This is a genomic window from Candidatus Krumholzibacteriota bacterium, from assembly GCA_034520215.1.
Classification (GTDB): domain Bacteria; phylum Krumholzibacteriota; class Krumholzibacteriia; order Krumholzibacteriales; family WJIX01; genus JAGHBT01.
In genome coordinates, this window is the sequence record JAXHNR010000002.1 from 238,734 (window position 1) to 260,525 (window position 21,792).

11 protein-coding genes are annotated in these 21,792 nt (G+C 46.6%); 9 read left to right on the forward strand and 2 right to left on the reverse strand.

The genetic code is table 11. The features are described 5' to 3' along the window. Positions 1–9 precede the first annotated feature (9 nt). The 5 genes from U5O15_07685 to U5O15_07705 all read left to right on the forward strand — a co-directional run bounded on the left by U5O15_07685 (position 10) and on the right by U5O15_07705 (position 5,625). Positions 10–1,065, forward strand: coding sequence for a hypothetical protein (locus tag U5O15_07685; protein MDZ7860532.1), 1,056 nt, complete (start codon positions 10–12; stop codon positions 1,063–1,065). A gap of 137 nt (positions 1,066–1,202) precedes the next feature. After that, positions 1,203–1,694, forward strand: coding sequence for a rhodanese-like domain-containing protein (locus U5O15_07690; protein ID MDZ7860533.1), 492 nt, complete (start codon positions 1,203–1,205; stop codon positions 1,692–1,694). Then, on the forward strand, positions 1,691–2,257 hold the full coding sequence (locus U5O15_07695) for a MauE/DoxX family redox-associated membrane protein (GenBank protein ID MDZ7860534.1): 567 nt from the start codon (positions 1,691–1,693) through the stop codon (positions 2,255–2,257). The genes U5O15_07690 and U5O15_07695 overlap by 4 nt, the downstream gene beginning before the upstream one ends. Positions 2,258–2,363: 106 nt before the next feature. Further along, positions 2,364–4,052 carry an AMP-binding protein gene (locus U5O15_07700; protein ID MDZ7860535.1) on the forward strand — a complete coding sequence of 563 codons (1,689 nt, stop codon included), beginning with the start codon at positions 2,364–2,366 and terminating at the stop codon, positions 4,050–4,052. Positions 4,053–4,719: 667 nt separating this feature from the next. Then, positions 4,720–5,625 (forward strand): GAF domain-containing protein, encoded by a 906-nt coding sequence (locus tag U5O15_07705; protein MDZ7860536.1) that lies wholly within the window; start codon positions 4,720–4,722, stop codon positions 5,623–5,625. A gap of 160 nt (positions 5,626–5,785) precedes the next feature. Here the strand turns inward: U5O15_07705 and U5O15_07710 are convergent, their stop codons facing one another. Next, positions 5,786–6,934: an ATP-dependent 6-phosphofructokinase gene (locus U5O15_07710; protein MDZ7860537.1), complete on the reverse strand. Its 1,149-nt coding sequence runs from the start codon at positions 6,932–6,934 to the stop codon at positions 5,786–5,788. 638 nt (positions 6,935–7,572) lie between these two features. Between U5O15_07710 and U5O15_07715 the strand changes: the two genes are divergently transcribed. From U5O15_07715 to U5O15_07730, 4 genes are all read left to right on the forward strand, one after another. Then, positions 7,573–8,061 carry a hypothetical protein gene (locus tag U5O15_07715; GenBank protein ID MDZ7860538.1) on the forward strand — a complete coding sequence of 163 codons (489 nt, stop codon included), beginning with the start codon at positions 7,573–7,575 and terminating at the stop codon, positions 8,059–8,061. A 110-nt stretch (positions 8,062–8,171) separates the two neighbouring features. Continuing rightward, positions 8,172–10,874: a hypothetical protein gene (locus U5O15_07720; protein ID MDZ7860539.1), complete on the forward strand. Its 2,703-nt coding sequence runs from the start codon at positions 8,172–8,174 to the stop codon at positions 10,872–10,874. A gap of 171 nt (positions 10,875–11,045) precedes the next feature. Then, positions 11,046–16,577, forward strand: coding sequence for a hypothetical protein (locus U5O15_07725; protein MDZ7860540.1), 5,532 nt, complete (start codon positions 11,046–11,048; stop codon positions 16,575–16,577). Positions 16,578–16,598: 21 nt separating this feature from the next. Further along, entirely contained in the window at positions 16,599–20,585 is a 3,987-nt protein-coding gene (locus U5O15_07730; GenBank protein ID MDZ7860541.1) for a hypothetical protein, read from the forward strand. 3 nt (positions 20,586–20,588) lie between these two features. Here U5O15_07730 and U5O15_07735 read toward each other — a convergent pair whose 3' ends face one another. Continuing rightward, positions 20,589–21,722: a DegT/DnrJ/EryC1/StrS family aminotransferase gene (locus U5O15_07735; GenBank protein ID MDZ7860542.1), complete on the reverse strand. Its 1,134-nt coding sequence runs from the start codon at positions 21,720–21,722 to the stop codon at positions 20,589–20,591. Positions 21,723–21,792 lie beyond the last annotated feature (70 nt).

The window sequence follows — 21,792 nt, forward strand, 5'->3', positions numbered from 1 at the left end:
GGAGATGAAGTGAGGAGTTTGAATTTCAAAGTAACAACAATTTTAGTTTTATCTGTTTGCGCTGTTTTAGTTTACGGCTGCAGTGAAGAGAATATGATTAAGCCGCCGGCTCCCGCGGAACAAATGTGGGAAGCGCTAGATAACAAGATCGAGAATAGCGGCGGTATTCTTTCAATGAAATTTAATTCCAGCGATGATCTTTATGTCCTTACGCTACGCGACAGCAGAGCTTTGTATTACAAGGATCACAACAGCCAGATATGGGGGAAGACAGACTCTGTGAATGTTGACAGCGTGCTCTACACAATAAGATCCTTTGCATTTAATAACAGCGACGAGTTATTTGTAGGCACGAAAGAAGGAGTTATTTTCTCCTCCGTAGATTACCCGGACAATTTATCCGTTATAGATACTCTTGGTGTTGGGCTTTTTATCGATGTCCGGTCGATGATAAGCACGGATGAAGGTTATATTTTTGCCGCTGTAAGCGGGGCCGGGATATACCGTTCTGAGGATAAAGGGGGAAGCTGGACTAATGTTGGTCTCGGTCTTGAGAACAAGGACTTCATAAGAAGAGGGCTGGTAGCCAATTCTGCGGGAGATATCTATTCTGCGAGCTGGGGAGGAGATGTCTACAAGGGCGAGAATAACGGCAGTGACTGGAATTCCCTTAATACATTCATAACAGAGTACTTTCCTGACTTCATAAATTGTATTGATATCAGAGAAGACGACAAGCTTATAGGCGGGTATGAAGGTTTTTTCTGTTATTATGAAACTGATCCCGCTGTAGTTGACAGCAGTATGTGGATACCTCAGAATAACGGTTTTCCTGAGAATTCCGGACAATCAGTGGATATAAGGTGTCTTGCAGTGAATTCGGACGGAACAATCTACGCCGGCAATTATGGCAGCGGAATATTCAGATCGACAGACCATGGAGTTTCATGGGAAGCAATAAACGGCAGGTTGACCGACCTGCAAATTCAGGACATAGCTATAAGAAGTGACGGCAAAGTGTTTATAGCGAACTTGAACGGAGACATATACAGGAGTATCTGGTAGAGGAAAGCTATGTTGAATTAAAGCATTTTTCGAGGCAGATGTTTTTTCTTATATAACCCCCGCGGAGTCTAAGGAAGCATGGCTGTCCTATCTTAAAAATTAAATACACATTTAATTTTTTAATAAACGGATCAGTGATGGAAATAAAGAGAACAATAATACAGGCAATAGCAGTTTGCTGCGCGAGCACTTTAATTGCTTTTACATACAACGCTTTTTCTGATAATGGAATAAACCCGTTTCGCCAGGCCGCCTCGGAGAAAATCGCGGAAAATATCGATAACAGTGCCGGAAATATAACAGTAATCGATCTGAAAAAATTCAGGGAGATGAAGGAAGAAGGAATCCTTCTTATAGATGCCAGGACGGAAAGTGAATATATAAATGGGCATATTCCAGGCGCGTTGTTATTTGATTATTATAAATTCGGAAGTTTTGCGGACAAAGTTATTCCGCTTATCTATCCATGGAGCAGTTTGGTCATATATTGTTCGTCACCAGCCTGTGATTCATCTGATTTGCTGGCCGCCGAGCTTTACCAGCTGGGGTATAAAAATATTTTTGTGTTCGAAGGTGGTTTTTCAAATTGGAAAGAAGAAGGACTTCCTGTTGAAAAAGGATTGGAATGAAGAATAAGCGGATATTCAAAACGGATGGTTCAGCTTTGAAAGAATTACTGTTAGAACCCCCTCTGTCAACAGATTTCAGAAGAAAAAAGAGTTGCCGTCAGTATCTTGTAATACTCGCCAGAATAATTCTTGCCGCCGTTTTTATTTACGCCGCTTTTGGAAAGATAAATAAGCCGATGTTGTTTTCCCAGCAGATAAAGGAGTACGGGATATTCGATGGTTCATTTCTTCTCTATACTGTTGCTGTAGTACTGCCGTGGATTGAGCTTTTATGCGGAATTTCTCTTATTACCGGAATATTCATTCGGGGGACTTCACTTGTTCTAACAGCTATAAATATTATGTTTTTGATTTTTATAATCTATAGAGTCTTAAATGTAATGAGTTCCGGGGATACAGCTTTTTTCGAAGTATTTTTTGACTGCGGGTGCGGGTTCAAACCAACTTATGCCTGGAAGAAAATACTGGAAAACACTGCTTTAGTGGGTCTTTCCCTGATTTTGCTTTTTTCGCGTGAATACAGGTTCGTTTCTTTGCGCTCAAGAGACAGGCAGGAGGGCTAAGATGGAGGGAGGCGCGCGCGCCGGCATCAATTGAGAGGCAAACAATTAAACAGGTCGAGATAAACGAATAAATTCAAAATTTTTATTGTAAGAAAGGCTTAACATAATGACGGAGAAGAAATTAAGTTATGCGTTTACGGGCTCTGAAGAGCCATTGATTGGTGAAACGATTGGAGATATGTTCGAGAGGATAGCGGATAAATATCCCGACAATGAAGCACTTGTTTATGTCCCCGACGATCTGCGATATACATACGCTGAATTCTACGATATTTGCCGGCGGGCGGCAAAGAGCCTCATGGCTATGGGCGTTCGCAAGGGAGACCGTGTGGCAATTTGGGCTACCAATCATCCGGAATGGGTGATAACCCAGTTTTCAACCGCTTTGGCAGGCGCGATACTGGTAACGGTAAACCCCGCGTACAGAACGCATGAACTGGAGTACGGACTCAAAGACTCTGAAACACAGACCCTTTTTCTTATACCTGAATTTAAATCTTCCAAGTACCTTGACATGATTTGTGAAGTTGCCGTTGAGATTAAGAACTGTGTGCCGGGAGAAATTAATTCTGAAAAACTCCCTTATTTAGAAAATGTTGTTTTAATCGGCGGCAGAGAACATCCCGGAATGTTCTCCTGGAAGGATTTTATGGAGTTGGGTGAGGAGATAAGCGACGAGGAGTTTCAGGCCCGCCGCGCGGAATGTGATTTTGATGATGTTATTAATGTTCAATATACTTCCGGAACAACAGGGCTTCCCAAGGGGGCAAGTCTTACCCATCACAATATTCTTAATAACGGATACCACGTTGGAGAAACCATGGGTTTCACAGATCAGGACAGACTCTGTATACCGGTGCCTTTCTATCATTGCTTCGGAATGGTTCTTTCCAATCTCGCGTGCCTTACTCACGGAGCGACTATGGTAATCCCGTCAGAATACTTTGACGCTGAAGATGTGCTGAAAACAGTTGAGAAGGAACACTGCACCGCTCTTCACGGTGTGCCGACAATGTTCATAGCAGAACTGTCCAGTTCTGAATTTTCGAAAACTGATTTCAGAAGTTTAAGGACCGGCATAATGGCCGGCGCGCCCTGTCCGGTCGAAGTTATGAAGCGCGTTAATGATGAAATGAATATGAAGGAAGTTACAATAGCATACGGGCAGACGGAGACATCTCCCGTTATAACACAGACCCCTAATCACGCTTCTTTGGGAAAACGCACAGAAACAGTGGGTCCCCCAATCCCTCATACGGAAGTAAAGATTGTTTCTCCGGAGACCGGGAAGATTGTGGCTGTGGGGGAACAAGGGGAGCTTTGCTGCCGCGGCTATCAGGTAATGCGGGGATATTATAACAAACCTGAAGCCACAGCGGAAACTATTGACAGGGCGGGGTGGATTCATACCGGCGATCTGGCCGTTATGGATGAAGACGGCGTTTTCAAAATAACCGGGCGCATAAAGAATATGATCATACGCGGGGGAGAAAATGTTTATCCCCGTGAGATAGAGGAGTTCCTTTTTACGAATCCCAAGATAAGGGACGCTCAGGTCTTCGGCGTGCCGTCAGAGAAAATGGGAGAAGAAATCTGTGTCTGGATACAGCTCAAAGAGGGAGAATCGGCAACAGAAGATGGAATCAAGGAGTTCTGTAAGGGCAAAATTGCTCATTACAAAATCCCTCGTTATATAAAGTTTGTTGACGAATTTCCCATGACCGTCACAGGAAAGATTCAGAAATTCAAAATGAGGAAAATGGCAGTCGAAGAGTTGGGATTAAAGAATAAATAGGCAAAGCATTCCGGCTGTTTTGTATGAGAATAATCGCTCGTTCTGCACTTCGGGTTCGCTCTTTCTGCCCCTTCGGGTCAGAAATCCTTGTCCGCTCGCCCTGCGGAGGATTTTGAAAATATCAATCAGCCGCATACTATTACAAATCATCGACTACCTTATAGGTTGTAAAAATTGGGAACACTCCAATTTAAAACCACTTATTGAACAGCAGGCCTCTTTCCGACAGGAGAAAACCCTCTTAAGCCTTCAGAATTTGGTGGTTCTTGTATATTGCAACACTCAATTGCCAATATTGGGAGAGAATTCCGGTAAATCGTTGTTGAAATTGGGAGGAATTGATCTTCAGCGATTCTAAAGATAGGCGGTTCTATTCATTATAGGACCTGGCCTTTTTACTCCCTGTCTTTAACGGCAATGCGAGAGGCGGCTTACCCTCTGTTAATAAAACAATTAGGCGGCAAACAGTTTATCCTCTTAAAGAACAGCCGGAGGTCTCATAATTCAGTGAATTTTAATCGTCTTAGAAGGCACATATATTGCGAAACAATTTGTTAGAAAATAAGTTAACTGGAGAATAGGTTTCCCGGTCTCACAATAATGTTTGTTTTTATTACAGGTGTTATTAATAAATCCGGGATAGTCTTTCTAATAAGAGGATTAAATAATGAATACGAAAATTAATATATCCGGATACAGCTCGAATCCATCCGGAAAGAGGCTTGATAAACGTTTCTGGCGAAACTGGATTTTTCTGTCAACTGTTCTGTTTATAGCTATAGCCGGGCTTACGACGGCGATCCCTCCGCTTCTAAGCGGAAGGGTCAGCAGCCCTTGGCCGTGGGTAAAGACCGACCTCGTTCTGATAGTAGGTCTTTCAGTTGTAGTGCTGGCATTTATAGGCTACCTGACTCAACAGCAGCGGAAAGTCGATAAGATGCGCAGGGCTGTGTATGAGCTGATAGAGTACCAGGGAGAACGGTTCAAGCGCGATAATGCCCGACTCCGCGCCCTTCTTAGTGTGAGTCAGAAGATGTCGATGGAAACCGACAATAAATATGTTTTCAACGCCATAACAGACGCCTGTGTTGAAACATTCGGCTGCCAGAGAGCTTCCCTTATGCTTTTGGACAATGAAACGCAGGAACTTGTAGTTGATTCAGTGAGCGGCGAGATGGAAAGTCCGATTCTGAAGACGAGGGTCAAGATGGGAGAATCGATAGCGGGGTGGGTGGCGGAGACAAGGAAATCTGTTCTGATAAGCGACGCGGGAGATTTGGAAAAATATCCGGAATTGGATTTCAAGAACCCTTCTCTTAGCTCGGCTATGATTGTTCCTATAATTCTCAGGGATGAAGTAATCGGCGTGATGAATATAAGCGCCAAATCTGAAGAGATAAGGTACAGCGAAGAAGACCTGAGCACTTTGCAGGTTTTTTCAGAGAACGTCGGGGCCTCCATAAGGCACAAAGAGCAGACGGACTGGCTCAAGTCGATGGTACAGACACTTTCAAAGAGACTGTCAGAGAGTTATGACAGTGAACTTGGAGAAGAAGTTAAGCCGCGGGGTTGAGCTGCCCTGGTGTGTTGAAGAATTATTCCGCCTGATTTACATTATGATATGTCCTTTATGGCTTGAAGCAAACCGCCTGACAGCCGTTTTGTCTGGAAGATTTACGACCTTGAAGACCCATTTTTCAAAGAAATAGCCGGAAAACTCTTTTTAGAGACTCCTAATCCGGCCTTCCCAATGAAACGCCGAGAGCCTCGGCGGTCTTAACGGTCTGCCCGTCTGGATTTACGTGTTTTAGTTCTTTGATAGCTGATTTAATATCAACTGATTTGATGGCTCGCCCTTTAAGACACACCATCTTGCCGAATTTTCCCTCAGCGATGAGGTTTGCCGCTTCTACTCCGAATCTTGTAGCCAGTATACGGTCGAATGTGGTTGGAGTTCCGCCGCGCTGAAGGTGGCCCAGGACCGCTACGCGGGTTTCGAGCCCCGTGCTTTGGCAAATTCTGTCCGAGACCCAGTTACCAAGCCCGCCGAGTTTGCCTGGAGTTCCGTCCGGGCCTGGAGGGGTTACATAAACCTTGTTTCCTCCTTTTGGATAAGCGCCCTCGGAAACCGCGACGATGCTGAATTTCTTGCCGGCACGTTTGCGGTTATGTATATGTTTACAAATCTCATTAATCTCAAAGGGAATTTCCGGTATAAGGATGACGTCGGCGCCTCCGGCTATTCCAGCCTCCAGCGCTATCCATCCGCAGTCTCTCCCCATAACTTCCAGTACCAAAACCCGGTGGTGGCTTTCGGCTGTTGTGTGGAGTTTATCAAGGGCGCATGTGGCGCACGCGACAGCGCTATTGTAGCCGAAGGTGACATCTGTCACACCGAGATCATTATCTATAGTTTTAGGGACACCAATTACGTTTACGCCTTTTTCTCGAAGCGACTGGGTTATCTTCATTGTTCCATCACCCCCGACCGCGACAACAACATCAATTTTCTGCTTCTTTATATTCTTTACGATATCCGGGGTAACATCTTCAAACACAACGATCCCATCCTTTTTTACCGGATAACGCAGAGGGTTGCCTCTATTGGATGTTCCGAGTATAGTCCCGCCGCGGAGCTGAAGGCCGCCAACATCGCTTGAGGATAATTCGATGAATTCATTTTTCAGCAGGCCGTCGAATCCGTCCATAATGCCGAATACCTTCCAGCCGTATATATTTACAGAAGCGCGGACAAAACCGCGTATGACGGCGTTCAGCCCCGGGCAGTCTCCTCCTCCCGTAAGGATGGAAACTCTCTCTATCTTCTTTCTCCGTGCTTTTCTGTTTTCAGGTCCATGACTGTCTCTTTTCGCAGATCCCATATTAGCTCCTTTCGATTTTCCCGACTGCTTGAATATTCCGGAACAAAACGCAGACCGTAATATTGACGCAACGGCGTTTGAGCCGAAAGGAGACATGCCCTTTCTAACTTTGCGGGGCACGCCTCAAAATGCCATAAAAGCATTATATATTATATACCTGAAGAATTCATCAAAATGTTGCGTAAATCAAGAACAAGGATAATAGAATATAGCTGATAGAAAAAAATCCGGAGAAAACAACATCTTTTTATTCAGAATCGATCGCGTGAAGGCTGTTTTTTGAGCGCAAATTTCTAAATATTTTGCATAGGACTATAGGCAGGGTGCATTTTGTTTCTCTTTCAACTTGAGAATTGACGCCCCCTAAGCTTCACTGAATTTTTTTTAAATTAATAAAATATGGAATAACTGGTTATTAACGTTAGAAATATAGAAGTTCAGCCCGAGACGGGAATTGCCTGGGTGTATCTGCTCATGACTTAAGTCCCAGCTTATGGCACAGGATTTGCAAATGATTCAACCAAGAAATTGAAAAATGAGTGTTTATACCTAGGAATTTTTAATAAATTCCTCCGCCGGCAATGAACGCGGCAAGAAATTTGAGCGCGAAGCGGCGGAAAGAAAGGGGGGAAGATTGAATGAAAACTGTTTTTAACCTGATCGTTTTTTCTCTTCTTCTATCAGTTTCAGTAAGCGCTTTTGCTCAGGAGCCTTTGCTCAGGGGCAGCATGGAAGCACATAAAATAGTAGCTGATAAAAGGAAAGATGAAACTGCCGTTCCGGCAGATAAGGTCGTACCGGATGATGTTGTCGAATATACGCTGAGATACCGTAACGAGGGGAAAAATTCTGCTTCGGGCGTGGAGCTGATTGGTCCGGTGCCTCCGGGAACTGCCTATATCGACGATTCCATATCGAGCAGCAGAGTCTTTACGGCATTGCTTAGTATTGATGGCGGAAAATCTTATCATCAACCGCCCGTCACATTTACTGTCGTGAATGAGGACGGCAAAGAAGAAAAAAGAGAAGCAACTCCCGAGATGGTTACCCACTTGAAGTGGAAAATGAACGAGGACCTGGAAGCCTCGGGCATTGTCACTGCCTCATACCGTGTGCTGGTAGAGTAACTCGATAGGGGAGCGTATGATGTTATCCGGAGTGACAATTTTTCGGATAACGGAAAGAAATCTAGGGATTCGATTTAAAAAAAGCGGCTATTTACAAGGAAGGTGAAATTATGGTAGGAAGGAAACTGGCTGGCCCGGCGATTATGGCCTTTATCGCATTATCGCTTATGATCGGCACTTCGGCAGAGGCTCAAACTCCGGCTGGAACAACGATACGGAACCAGGCCTCCGCGACATTTCAGGATCAGATAGGTAATACTTATACGGCTACTTCAAACGAAGTTATTACTATAGTGCTGCCCGTATACGGTGTTTCAGTTCTTCCCGATGATTCCGGAGAAACACCGCCTGTAACACCGTCGATGGTGCAGACGGCCATACCGGGCCAGACGATGTATTACAGCTATAATCTTTCGAACAGCGGTAATGATGATGACACTTATTCCGTTGAACCTCTTCTCGATGGTGCTAATACAACCATGGCTATCGGGATAGGCGATGTTACTATATACCAGGATTTGAACTTCAACGGAGTTCTTGACGGCGGAGAACCCGCGATTTCTTCAGGGGGTACTCCGGGGAATATCGGTCCTGTAGCCGCGGGGACTACCGTTAATCTCCTGGTATCTTATCAAGTTCCGGCGGGCGCTTCTGCCGGTGAAGCAGGTTACGTTGGAATGCGGGCAACTTCAGCAGGCGACGGCTCACAGGTTGACACTGGAAACTATCACAGAACAGACGTTGTAAGTGATGCCTCAGTTACGGCTTCAATGTCGGCAGTACCGGCCAGTGTGGATCCGGGAAATACAGCGGCATATACTATAAACGGAGCGAATGTGGGTAATGACACTGCCAATGGTGTAACGGTTCCGTCCGTAAGCCTTACCGGTGTTCTTATTTACGATATTCTTCCTACAGACCCCTCGAGCAGTAATCCGCTTGCTTTGTCAGGTTCTCCCTCGGGAGCTCCTTCAGGCGGCACTGTGCTCTATTTGCCGGCGGGAAGTTCTACTGCCGGATCTCCTGAAAGCTGGAACTGGTCACTCAGCAGCGCCGCGGGAGATATAGCTGTCGCGTACATAACAAACGGAAATATGGCAATAGGGCAAAACTATAATTTCAGCTATGATATTGTTATTCCCTCCGGTATGCCCGCCGGAATAATCAATAATGACGCCTCCGTGGCGTATGTGGACAACAATCCGGGCACACCGGATCCGACCCAGGTTACAACCAACAACACGCAGATCAATGTCAATATTAACTCTGATGTGCTGATTGGTCCGGACGGATCACCGGGAGCGGGAACACCGCCTGATTATGATGATGATTCACAGGCAGTAGCACAAGCATACGCGAATACATCGGTCGATTTTATTAACACAGTGATAAATAACGGGAATAGCGCTGATGAGATAAATATTATACTGGATGGTACTTCAACCATCCCCGCCGGGTGGAGCGTTCAGTTCTTCAGAAACGACGGGTCAATCCCCCTTTCTGATTCGGGAAGTGACGGCATAATTGATGTCGGCTCTGTAGCCTCCGGCGCGTCGGTTGATTTTATAGTCAGAGTTTTGATTCCGGGCGACGCGGCTTCCGGCGGTCCATATACGGCAGTTATTAGATCACAATCCACTAATGACCCGACGGTATCGAACCTGACGACAGATGAAATCACTCAAGTTAATCCGTCCGTGGTAGATATCGGAAATTATGACGGGGCGCCCGGTATAAACGATACTCCGGTAAACCAGAACACCGATCCCGGGAACAATGTCGATTTTGCTTTAGACATTGTAAATACAGGCGGTTCGAGTGACAATTACAACCTTTCAGCAAATTATCCGGCCGGTTGGGGAGTGGTTTACTACGAAGACACTAATAATAACGGTCTTCTTGACGTGCCGGAATTGACAGTTATAACAGGTATCGGACCGGTAGTTGCCGGCGGAGAAGTTTCTGTTATAGCGCGCGTAACTGTACCCGGCGGTGAAGTCCCCGGAGTCAATAATATCGGTTTAACCGCGACTTCAAATAATAACGGGGCTGTTTTCGATGAGATTATAAATACGGTTACTATTAATAGTGCAGCTTCAGTTACGATCAGTCCCGATAGAAGTGGGACGGGGACTGCCGGAGGCGCAATAAGATACGATCATACTGTTACAAACACGGGAAACGTCGATGACACCTTTATGCTGAGTTTTGTAAGTTCAAACGGATGGAGTTACTCCTTCTTTGATACTTCGAACAATCCAATCAGCTCGGTAACATTGACAGCCGGAACAGCTGAGAATATCATCGTGCAGGTTTCTATTCCGGGCGGAAGTACCAATGGTACGGTGGAAAACGGTACGGTTACTGTTACCGGAAACGGGACCGCCGCGGCGGACTCGCTACTCGATGTTACTACGATTGTAGCCGGCAATCTTGTGCTTAACAAATCTGTTAATCCCACGGGGGACCAGGTTCCCGGAACTGAATTGACTTACAGAACGGACTATTCCAATGTGGGGACCGCTGATTTGGATACGGTCGTAATTTATGACGCGATACCCGGCTGGACTCAATATCGTGTGGGTTCAGCGAATTCCGGAACTCTTACCGCCGGCATTTCATCAATTGCAATAGAATTTTCGAATGACAGCGGAACGACCTGGACCTATACACCCGCAAGCGGCGCCGGTGGCGCTCCAGCGAATTTCGACGCGACTGTTACCGACATCCGGTGGGTTTTGACGGGAAGCCTGGCCGGCGGTGACGGCACTACGGATGGTGTTGGCTTTGTAGTCAGGATCATCGCGGAGTAGATTTTTAGGGTTGGTTGGTGAAGGTGGATTTACTCCACTTTCACCAACCGCGGCTTAAATCAAAATTGAAGTATAGAAAACAGTTTGGCGGCAATCGACATTTGCCCCTCGCGTAAATGGAATGGCAAGCGAGAACGCGTGAGGGAAAAAGGCGAACGGTTATAGCTATCAGTGTCTATTAATTTTGTTATGTTAAAGAGTTTCAACAGCCGGCTGGGAAGCGCCGTGGAATACAGGAATGAGAAGAAATTAATCCGCGAGGGGTTGCTTAAACGGAAAACCCTTTTTTTGATGATATTCTTTGTCCTCTTTTGGTTCCCTTCAGGCATTTCAGCTCAGATTCCGCCCGCAGGCGAAACTGTATCGAGCCAGTCATACGCCACATATTCTTTTGAAGGAAGCAGTTGCTCGGCTTTTTCAAATGAAATCCTTTTAGAGATATTGCCCATTTTTAATCTCCTTGTCTTACCGGACGGGACGGTTTCCTCGCCCGCTGTAATCGACTCAGCTTTCAGCGGGGAGAAAGCGCTTTTCGAGTACACAATTACAAATTCGGGGAATACTCCGGGTGAATACACTCTGAATATAATACAGCTTCCCCCTTCAGACTTTTCCTTCCGGGCAGCAGAGCTCTATATGGATGATAACAAAAACGGAGCGGTAGATCCCGGTGAGGATGCAATAAATTCATCTGTTCTTCTGGATCCTTCAGAATCTTTAGCGGTCATCCTCGAGGCGGAATTGCCGGCGGGGGCCCGCGGAGGAGAAACCGCTCATTTGAATTTGGAAGTTCTGTCTCAAAGTGACACGTCGGTGACCGACTCAGACAACGTAGTCAGAGTGGCGGCGCGTGAAGAAGCTAGAATATCACTTCTTATGAGTTCTGACAGGACAACTGTCATGCCTGAGGATAGCGTTACCTTTACCGTTGATTACTCAAACGAAGGTGACAGGGAAGCCAGGGATGTAACAATTACAGAGTTTATTGATTACAGAGGGAATATAGAAAACACCGAATTTATAGAGGGTTCCGTTGTCAGCACATTACCAGGTGAAATAGAGTTTTATGATGTTACTTATCCTGATTGGATTAAATCACAACCGCAGGCGAGCGACATAAAGGGAATTCGGCTGAAACTGGATTATTTGCCTCCGGACGCGGCTGGAAGTTTTTCTTTTATGGTCAGAGTCAATGAAGATCATGAAAGTGGCCAGATCGAAAATTCCTCCTTCGCGGAGTACACCGCCGGTGATTCAGCGGACTATAATGTCTATTCAGATAAAATTTCAGTTTTTGTCGGAAGAAAAAGTTCGATCTCAATCGGGCCTTTAAGGCCGGAGATGATGGAAAATGAAAATGACGAAAATGTAATTACTATGAACGTGGATGGAAGCACTGCAAGTTATACCTTCTGGCACGAAGTATTAAGTGAAGGCAATTTCGTCGATACAGTCGCGGTTTCTATAAGCGATTCGGTGCTTATCCCGGATAGGTGGAGTGTGGAATTTGTTGACTCAGGCGGCACTGTGATAACAGAGGGCTCCGGTTATACGGCGATCATAGGCGCTCTCGGTATTGAAGAAAGCGCCACAGTTGGTATAAGGTATAACGCGGCGCCTGAAGCATTCAGGAGTTTCACCGGCAGCACCCTGGGGCTTGAAGTGAGAGCAAATTCACTGGTTGATGTTGATTCACAGGATATGGTGACCGATCTTTTCGTCAAAACCGATTTACCCCTTGTTTCAGTTGAGCAATCGATCAAAGAGCCAGTCGCTTCAATAGGGGATGTTTTAAGCTGCATTCTTACTGTAAATAATCTCACGGAGGATACATCAGTTGACAGCTTGACAGTGGTGGAGACCCTTTGTCCCGGACTCGGTTTTGCCGGAGGAAGTATCGAGCCGACAATAAACGGCAACAAGCTTAGCTGGGATATTGAAAGCCTCGAGGCAGGTGAAAAGAAAGAAATAGTATTCAGGGTGAGAGTCAAAGCTGGCCAGCAGCGGGGAAGACTCGTCAGCCGGGCAAAAGTATATGGAGTGTCTGAATATGGAGAAAAGACCGCGGCGGGTCCCGCGTCGGCTTCAATCAGAATCGTGGAAGGGATTTTCACGAGAAAGGGTATTATAACGGGGAGTGTGTTTTTCGATTCGGACAGCAGCGGAAGACGCGGTGAGAATGAGGACGGAATCTTTGGAGTTTCCGTGTTTTTGGAGAATGGAACTTACAGCATTACTGATTCGTCGGGGGCCTATTCAATTCCGGGGGTAATCGAAGGAACTCATGTTTTGAGAGTTGATCCGGAGTCATTGCCCGACACCTTGATTTCGAGTGAAACCGGGCATTTTGGAATGGGAGTGGGCGGTGAAGCGATTGTTGATTTACCCCCTTCGGGAAACCGCCGCGTTGATTTCCCGCTCGTATTGAAAATGAACGAACAAAGAGAACACCCTCCGTCTAACCGCGGGGAGAAAGATGTAAAGGAGTATGGGAAGAGGAGAACTTCAGCGGTTAAAAATTCAGCCGGAACTTACGGGCCGGCAGTAAATGCTGAAATTGAGGGAAAAGAGAAAAACTATATTAAAGCTGCCGATAACAGAAGAATTGATGTAGAACTTGCAGCGCCGGAGGATTCTCAGGTAGAAGAATCTCAACCAGATACTATGCTGAAAGGGACAAAGGGGGAAGAAAGGTTTATCAGCGGGACCGAAGTATGTTCTGAAATCGTAGAACCCGAAGAGGGTGCCCTCTTCAGGCAAAGAGACAGAGTAGAAGTTGTAGTAAGTTCGCCCCTTGGTTCGGTTGTGAATCTTTACGTGAATAATATTCCTGTCGGCAGAGAAAAGATAGGGAAAAAGAAGATTGATATAGGCAGAAAAACTATCGTTCAAGCCTTTTACGGAGTCAAGATTGAACCGGGTGAAAATGAACTGCTGGTCGTTTCCAAAGAGTATGGAGGGAAAAAGAATACTTGTGTGAGACATGTCTATCTTGCCGGGAATCCGGCCCGAATAATTCCCGAAAAAGCGGAGGTTTCAATACCCGCCGACGGGAAGAGTTCTGAAGAACTCGTATTTCTTGTAAAAGACAGAAATGGTCTCTCAGTAAGAGACGGGATCTTCGTTGATGTGGAAGGACCAGGCGCGCTGATTGAAGGGATCGACGCCAATCCCCAGAGAAACGGTGTGCAGGTCGCGACAGCAGGCGGTAAGGCGGTTATAAATATACCTCCCTCAATTGAGACTGAGAAAACGAGAATATCCGTCCGCTATGATGATATACGCGCCGGTTCGCTCATCTCCTACGAATCTCTTATTCGCGACTGGTTCCTGTTTGGTTATGGAGAGACGGATATCGGCATAAATAATATAACGGGCAGCGGCGCCTGGGACCGTTCGGGAAGAAGCTGGCATAAAGGCCTTTTCGCGGAAGGGAAAATCGCTTTTTACGGTCAGGGGGAAATAGCTCAGGGACACCTTATGACCGTCGCGGTCGATACTCGTCCAGCCGGGTATGACAAGCTGCTCGACAGGATTGAACCCGAAAAGTTTTATCCAATATACGGAGACGCCAGCCGCCTTAGATTCAACTCTTCTTCGAGACGCGGAACTTATCTAAAGATGGAGCACAAGAAGTATTCGGCGATGTTCGGTGATTTCAGAACAGAGTTGGGCGGAATGCAGTTTAATCGCTATGAAAGGACTTTTACGGGATTTAAAGGGAAGGCCGAATTCAAAGGAGGAAGTATAAATGCTTTTGTTACCAGAACCGATCAGGCCACGTTTCAGGAAGAAATCCCGGCAGATGGAACGAGCGGGTTCTATTTCCTGGAGAATTATCCTCTTATAGAAAACAGCGAAAAAATAAGAATAGAGGTTCGTGACAGGTATCAGCCGGAGAAAATAGTCAAGGTGGATTATAAGGCCGTAAACAGAGATTACGATATTAATTATAACGACGGCACAATTCTCTTTAAGGAACCGCTGCCCACGGTTGATGAAAATCTAAATCCGGTAGTGATAATCGTCAGCTATGAAAGCGCCGATTCAAAGGACAGCAATTTTATATACGGAGCAAGATATTCAATTTCTGTGACCGATAGTTTAAAAGCCGGCGTTACCGCTGTTCTTGAGGAGGAGGGAGATGAAAATTCGTCACTTTTCGGGGTGGACTTGAAAGGAAAAATACTGCCCGGCGTCAGGGTCGAAGGAGAATTCGGCCACAGCGAAAAATTCCTTCTCGGGGCGGGAGATGCCTTCAGGGTTAAATTTGAAGGGAGAAAGAAAAACTTTCCGCTCTGGAATGTTTACTACAGGCGAATAGACAAGACATTCTTCAATCCTTCGTTTTCAGGCGGCAAGAATGAACTTGGAAGCGAGAAGTTTGGAGCGGGGCTTGACTGGAAGCTGAACACAAAATTTTCCCTGAAATCAAAGGGGTACACTCATAGTTTTATGGAAAGGGATGAGAAAAAGAAATATTTGGATGTAGCGGGCGTTTACAGAAAAGGCTCGCTGCGCGGCGAGGCCGGCCTGGCGGGGATCACCCACAGCAGCATAACAGACCCGCCGCATTCGGCTGTTATGCTGACAACTTCAGTTTCGGCTGAGAGAAAAGGATTCGAAGGGGAAGTGACATACGATCAGAAATTATCGGGAATGGAGGTAGAAGAATATCCCAACCGTCTTGAAGGCAGGTTGTCTCGAACTATCTGGAAAGATATAAGCGCTGAATTGATACATGAATACCGTACGGGAAGCAGAAGCGGCACAAGACACAGGACACGATTCGGAGTGGAGTCTAAGATAAACAGGAATCTGAATGTCTATTCCAGGTACAGTCTCGAAGGAGCGATGAGCGGCAAGCGCGGACAGGCGACAATCGGACTTAATAACCGTTTCAGTTTTTCGAATGACCTATCGGGAACGATCGCGGCGGAAAGGCTCTCGACTGTTTCAGGGGTTGAAAAGAATGATTTTACTTCACTGTCTGTATCGGGAAATTACACTCCGGATAAAAAGGACTACCGGCTTAAGGGTGATTATGAAATCAGGTTTGACAGTGACAGAACAAAACACCTCTTTTCCGCCGGAGGGATAAAGAGAATGGATGACAGGTGGTCGGGACTTACCAAGGGTGATATCTGGTTCTCCGACGAGGATAATAAAAGTGACAGAGTGAAGGCCAGTTCGACCTTCGGGTTGTCTCTGCGTCCAGAATCAGCAGACGCGCTCGTTCTTCTGGCATTTCTTAAAACGAGATATGAAAAGAACAGCCCGGCCCATCCCGGCGGTGTTGACAAGGAGCTTCTCTTTTCGACCGAAGCCGTCTATGATCTTAATCCGGAATGGAAACTCGAGGGAAAAGTGGCCGCGAAATGGGTAAGGAACACTTTCAGGAAATATTCGGCAAGCGCGTCCACATTTATGTATCAGACCCAGGTGATAAAACTTCTCCCCGGCGAATGGGATGTTACGCTGACCGGAAGGATTGTCAGCCAGCGTGAAACGGGTACCGTGAGATTCAGCGCGGGTATTGAAGCCGGAAAGATCGTCGCTAAGAATATCTGGCTCGGGGCCGGTTATGACTTCTCGGGACATCAGGATGACGGTGTCGAAGAAAATGATTTCCTGCAGAATGGATTTCATGTTGGAATGAAGATGAAATTCAATGAAAAACTGATGAATTATTTTTACAGATAGCAGGATCGGAACGAAAAGAAGATGAAAAGAAGAAAAAATAAATTTCCAATCAGTGTAATATACGCCGTGTTCTCTTTGCTGGTTGTTTGCCTGGCAATTCCGGTAAGTTCGGGCGAGCTCATTTCCGGAGGAGGTTTTGAATCAGGGTCTTTCTCATCCGGCTGGGTTCATAACGCCGGCAATTTGTTCGGAAACACAAACCCTTCCTGGGCCGATCATGTTGTCGTAGCGGATCTTCCATACAGCGGAAATTATTCAGCACTGCTTGGGTTTAAGTATACCGCGCAGAGACGGAACCGTTTCGGCTTTATGTACCAGGATATAGCGGTCCCGGCGAATATATCGAGAGCGGTATTAAATTTTAAATTCCGTCAACAGGGGTATGACGGGTTGAACTATGATCCCTTCACGGCGGAAGTGAAAAACCTTTCCGGAAGCACTCTGGAAACGATAATCAGTTATTCCTTCTCGGAATGGAATAATCAATTTAAGGACAGCGGCTGGATAGATGACGACGGGGCAGGCCCGGCGGGTGTTGATATGACATCGTATGCGGGGCAGGATATCAGAATATATTTTCAGCAGATAAACAGCTGGGATAATCAATATGAGACATGGACCTTTATAGACGATGTTTCTTTTGTATATAAAAAGTTTGTAGATCTTACGGTTGATTTTAATGGGGAAGATGTCTTCGGCGATCCTGGAAGCGGAGACGGGGGATATTCGCTGCTCAGCGGAAAAGGGGGAGAAACGCTTGTCTACAATTTAGATGTCGAAAACGAAGGACTCGATTCAGACTCCTATGCCATTACAGTTTCTCCACCTTCGAGTTGGACGGTATTAGTGAATTATCAGGGAACTGACTATTCGCCTCCGTGGACAACCCCCGCGTTGGCGCCCGGAGAAGATCTGTCGGCCGAAGTAAGAATAGATATCCCAGAGGGTCAAGCGGCGGGAAAGTATTTGACTGTGCTTGACGCTGTTTCTACTTCAGCGGGCAACAGGTTCGACAGCGTTACGCTGGGAACGTATGTTGTGCCCTCTTTCTATCTCGCGGACCTCGCTATAGATGACAACGGCTTCGGAATAATAGATCCCTCTGGAGGCGGAGGGATATCTTATAAAGAAAGCCCGGCTGACACGACGATTTCTTATGACCTCGAACTTTTAAACGGCGGGATTGAGGCAGATTCCTTCAGAATACGGTTTTCCCCCGCCGACTATCTTTCTTGTGTAATTGAGGAAAACTCAATTACTCACAGCGGCCAGTTTACGACGGGACCTGTAAACCCCTCGGAGACAAAAGAATTTACTCTTAAAGTTACAATACCCAATGGCATAAGGGGAGGAGATTATAAGAGTTTCGTTTTTGCCCAGTCTTTGAGCGACACACTTAAAAAGGACGGAGTCAGCGCTGTAACAAGAGTGATAGCTCCCGCCGTAGATGTTATAATAGGCGGTTCGGGTGATGATATTGTTGATGCCTCGGGCTCCGGGCTCGGAGGAAGCAGTACGATTGCAGGGACAAGAGGAAACACTGTCAGCTTTCCCGTGACGCTTCAGAATGAAGGTGGGGTGGCGGATTCGTTCAGTGTAGACTGGAACTCGCCGGGAAACGATTGGTCGGCAGTAATCAAAGACGGAACATCTGATCATAATTTCCCATGGACGACTCCGGTATTTGAACCGTTCAGCGGGAAAAACTATTATTTGGCGGTGACAATTCCAGCAGGAGCGGGATACGATACGTATAATTCACTTCTTGATTTTGTGAGCATCAATGAAAGTAATATATCGGAGAGCGTTACCGCTTCGATAAGCGTAACTTCGGTAAATGAAAATGATCTTCTTATAGATGGAAATGGAAATGATACATTTGGTCCCCTCGGTACCGGGTTGGGAGGGAGTTCGCAGAAGACCGCGCAGCCGGGTGATACCTTGACCTTTCAGATAGAGGCCCAGAACGAAAGCGGCGAGAATCTGTTTGATTTGGCGTGGACAACTCCCGCCGGATGGGAGGTTGTAATAGGAGATTCATCGTCGACCCTGTCGGGGGTGCCGTCTGGAATTTATACTCTTGAAGTCAGAATTCCAGCCTCGTGTACTGGAGGGACATTCGATATCATTATTGATGGAATGAAAACGAACAAAAAATACTTGGTTGACAGTGTTAGGGGAAGAGTAATCGTTTCTTCTCCGCATATTGTCGATGCTCTTATAGATGGAAATGGAAACGAAATCTTCGGCGCTCCTGGAACGGGCGCCGGAGGACACTCGATTCAAAGCACTATAGGGGGACAGCGCGTAAATTTTACGCTTGAACTTCAGAATCAGGGTGGTGAAGCGGAAAGCTATACCGCTTCATGGAACACTTTTTCCGGTTGGAGCGCTTCTGTCGAAGGCGCGTCATCCGGATATACTACGCCGGATATTCCGCCTGGGGGCGCGGACCTCTATACATTTGAAGTGATTATTCCGGCATCCGCGGAAGAGGGCGATTATAATTACATTATTGATTTTGAATCGACAGTTGATTCAACGAACGCCGAGAGTGTCACTGCCGGCGTGCATATAAATCAGCCGCCCCGCGTAGACCTTGTAATAGAGGCAAGCGGAAACTATCTGTATGGCATCGAGGGTTCCGGGGATGGAGGGTCTGCTCTTTGTTACGGCGGGGCCGGCTCTCTCGTAACAGCGTCGCTGGAGGTAGTAAACAGGGGAGGATTTCCCGACTCCTTCGTAATAACCTGGAGTCCGCCCGCGGGATGGCCTTCGGGATCTGTTGTCCTGTCAGACGGAACGGATGATTATTCTTCTCCTTTTGTAACGAGGGTTCTCGATTCCGGCAATTCTGTAATTTATACTGTGAAAGCGGCTGTTCCGGTTAATGCCGATCTTAGAAACAGGCTGATAATTAACGCGGAAGGTTTATCGCTGGATCTTGAAGACAGTATTCTGCTTGAGATAGGGACAGGATGTGTATTTACCGGAAGAGTGTATGAAGATTCCAATCATGATGGAATATGTGGAATTGATGAAAAAGGGTTTGAGGGGGTCGAAGTGGTTCTGAGTGATCCAGCCGGAGAGATAAAGACGCTTACACGAGCTGGCGGGAATTTTCTCTTCGAAGAAGCTTCAGATATCAGCAGAAATATTATCGAGAAAACCCCCGCCGGAATGATGTCTGTTACTCCGGATACTGTCAGTATGGCTGCCGCGGGTGCCGGAGACACAGTCTGGGTATTTTTCGGCGACGTAAGGCTATCGTCTATAATGCCGGTTAGCAGCAAAAACGCGCCCGCGGGAGGGATAGTCGATATAGCGCACACAATAACAGCGGGTACGGCCGGGCAGGCGTCTCTTGACGCGGGAGTTCCCGTGAGCTGGACGGCAGTATTTTACCGGGATCAGAATCAGGACGGCGTGCTGGACAGCGGTGACACAAGACTCACCAGCTCGGATCTCTCCCTGGATCCGGCAGTACCCGGAAGTGATATAGTTCCAGTGATAACAAGGATATTTGTGCCGTCCTCGGCTCCGGCTGGAAACAGTTTTGAGATCGAATTTATTCTAAGGCAAACTCTGAGCGGAACCGCGTTTGTCTCTGAATCAAGTGTCACGAGCAGTGTTGTTATACTGGCCAGCGCGACAGGTATGATGAATCTTGTCAAAGAAGTGGATCTGGCGCGGGCGAGACCGGGTGAAATAGTAACATACGCCATAACTCTTTCCAATCCGGGTGTAGAAGGCGTAAAAGATATAGAAATAGTTGATCCTGTTTCAGAATCTGTAGATTTTGTTACAGACGCTTACGGCGCGGAGCGAGACATTGCCTGGACAAGCGGCGGCGCTACCGCCTATTTTACAGCGGATACTATGGACGCGGACGAGGGGATGTACGATTTATCAGATAGAAAGCTTCGGGTTATACTGTCCAGACAAAATCCGTTTACACTCGAAAGCGGCCAGGAGGGAATAATAGAATACAAGGTACGAATAAAATAAAGATTAGAAGGTATGAATAATATCTTCGACAGATTCAATTACATATTCGATTTCTTCGTCCTTCAATTTGGGATAGAAGGGGAGGCTTATTGTCCGGGCGCCGATCTCTTCCGCTACCGGGAACATACCGCGCCTGTATCCGAATCTTTTTCTATAATAGGTCATAAGGTGAAGGGGATGAAAATTGATAGATACTCCCACTCCCCGATTCTGAAGTTCACTGAGCACTTTATCGCGTATATCGGGGTCGACAAGAATTGTTATGAGATGGTAGGCGTGGTCAGCTTCAGGCTTTACCGCGTGAAGCTCAATTCCGTCTATTCTACTGAAGGCGTCATGATATTTTTTGTAGATAGCCGCCCTGCGTTTATTCATTGTGTCGATCTTCTTTAATTGTTCTATGAGTATTGCCGCGTGGATATTATCCATGTTGTATTTCCATCCCAGTATATCCACGTCGTACTGCTTGAAATGGCCGGTGTATCTGTCCGCGGCGGTTTTGTCAAATCCATGCAGACGCAGTTTTTTAAGCAGTTCGTATTGTTCTTCGCTCTTGACGGAGACTGCTCCCCCTTCGCCGCTCGTGATATTTTTTGTCGCGTAGAAACTAAAGCAGGCGTAATCTCCCCACCCGCCCGAATGTTTTCCCATCCACCTGCCCTCAAGCGAATGAGCCGCGTCCTCGATTACTACAAGCCCGTGTTTGTCCGCTATCTTCCGTATTTTATCCATATCACAGAGGTGGCCGTAGAGGTGAACCGGAAGAATGGCTTTTGTGTTGGAAGTAACGGCGGTTTCAACAGCGTCGGGGTTTATATTGCCCGTTGATCTTTCCGCGTCGGCAAGAACGGGAGTCGCGCCTGACATAAGAATACTGTTAGCCGTGCCGATAAAGGTGAGGGGTGTTGTTATAACTTCATCGCCGGGACCGATTCCGGCCGCGAGAAGAGACAGATGCATCGCCGCTGTTCCGCTGGTCAATCCCACGGCATGAGGAACTTGAAGATATTGAGCGAGGCTTTCCTCAAATTCCGAAACTTCACCCCCGGTTGTGATAAACAGGGAACCTAAAACATTCCGAACCCGTCTGATCTCTTCTTCGCCGATATTGTGTTTAAAAAATTCTATCTTTTTCAATATATCCCCTTTTGAAAAAAGGCGGCATCACATAGGATGCCGCCTGGTGTTCTCTTTTTCCTGATTCAGG

Coding starts and splice junctions, on each gene's coding strand:
- U5O15_07690 (MDZ7860533.1), top strand. CDS start 1,203: ATGGAAATAAAGAGAACAATAATACAGGCAATAGCAGTTTGCTGCGCG.
- U5O15_07695 (MDZ7860534.1), top strand. CDS start 1,691: ATGAAGAATAAGCGGATATTCAAAACGGATGGTTCAGCTTTGAAAGAA.
- U5O15_07710 (MDZ7860537.1), bottom strand. CDS start 6,934: ATGGGATCTGCGAAAAGAGACAGTCATGGACCTGAAAACAGAAAAGCA.
- U5O15_07705 (MDZ7860536.1), top strand. CDS start 4,720: ATGAATACGAAAATTAATATATCCGGATACAGCTCGAATCCATCCGGA.
- U5O15_07720 (MDZ7860539.1), top strand. CDS start 8,172: ATGGTAGGAAGGAAACTGGCTGGCCCGGCGATTATGGCCTTTATCGCA.
- U5O15_07715 (MDZ7860538.1), top strand. CDS start 7,573: ATGAAAACTGTTTTTAACCTGATCGTTTTTTCTCTTCTTCTATCAGTT.
- U5O15_07700 (MDZ7860535.1), top strand. CDS start 2,364: ATGACGGAGAAGAAATTAAGTTATGCGTTTACGGGCTCTGAAGAGCCA.
- U5O15_07730 (MDZ7860541.1), top strand. CDS start 16,599: ATGAAAAGAAGAAAAAATAAATTTCCAATCAGTGTAATATACGCCGTG.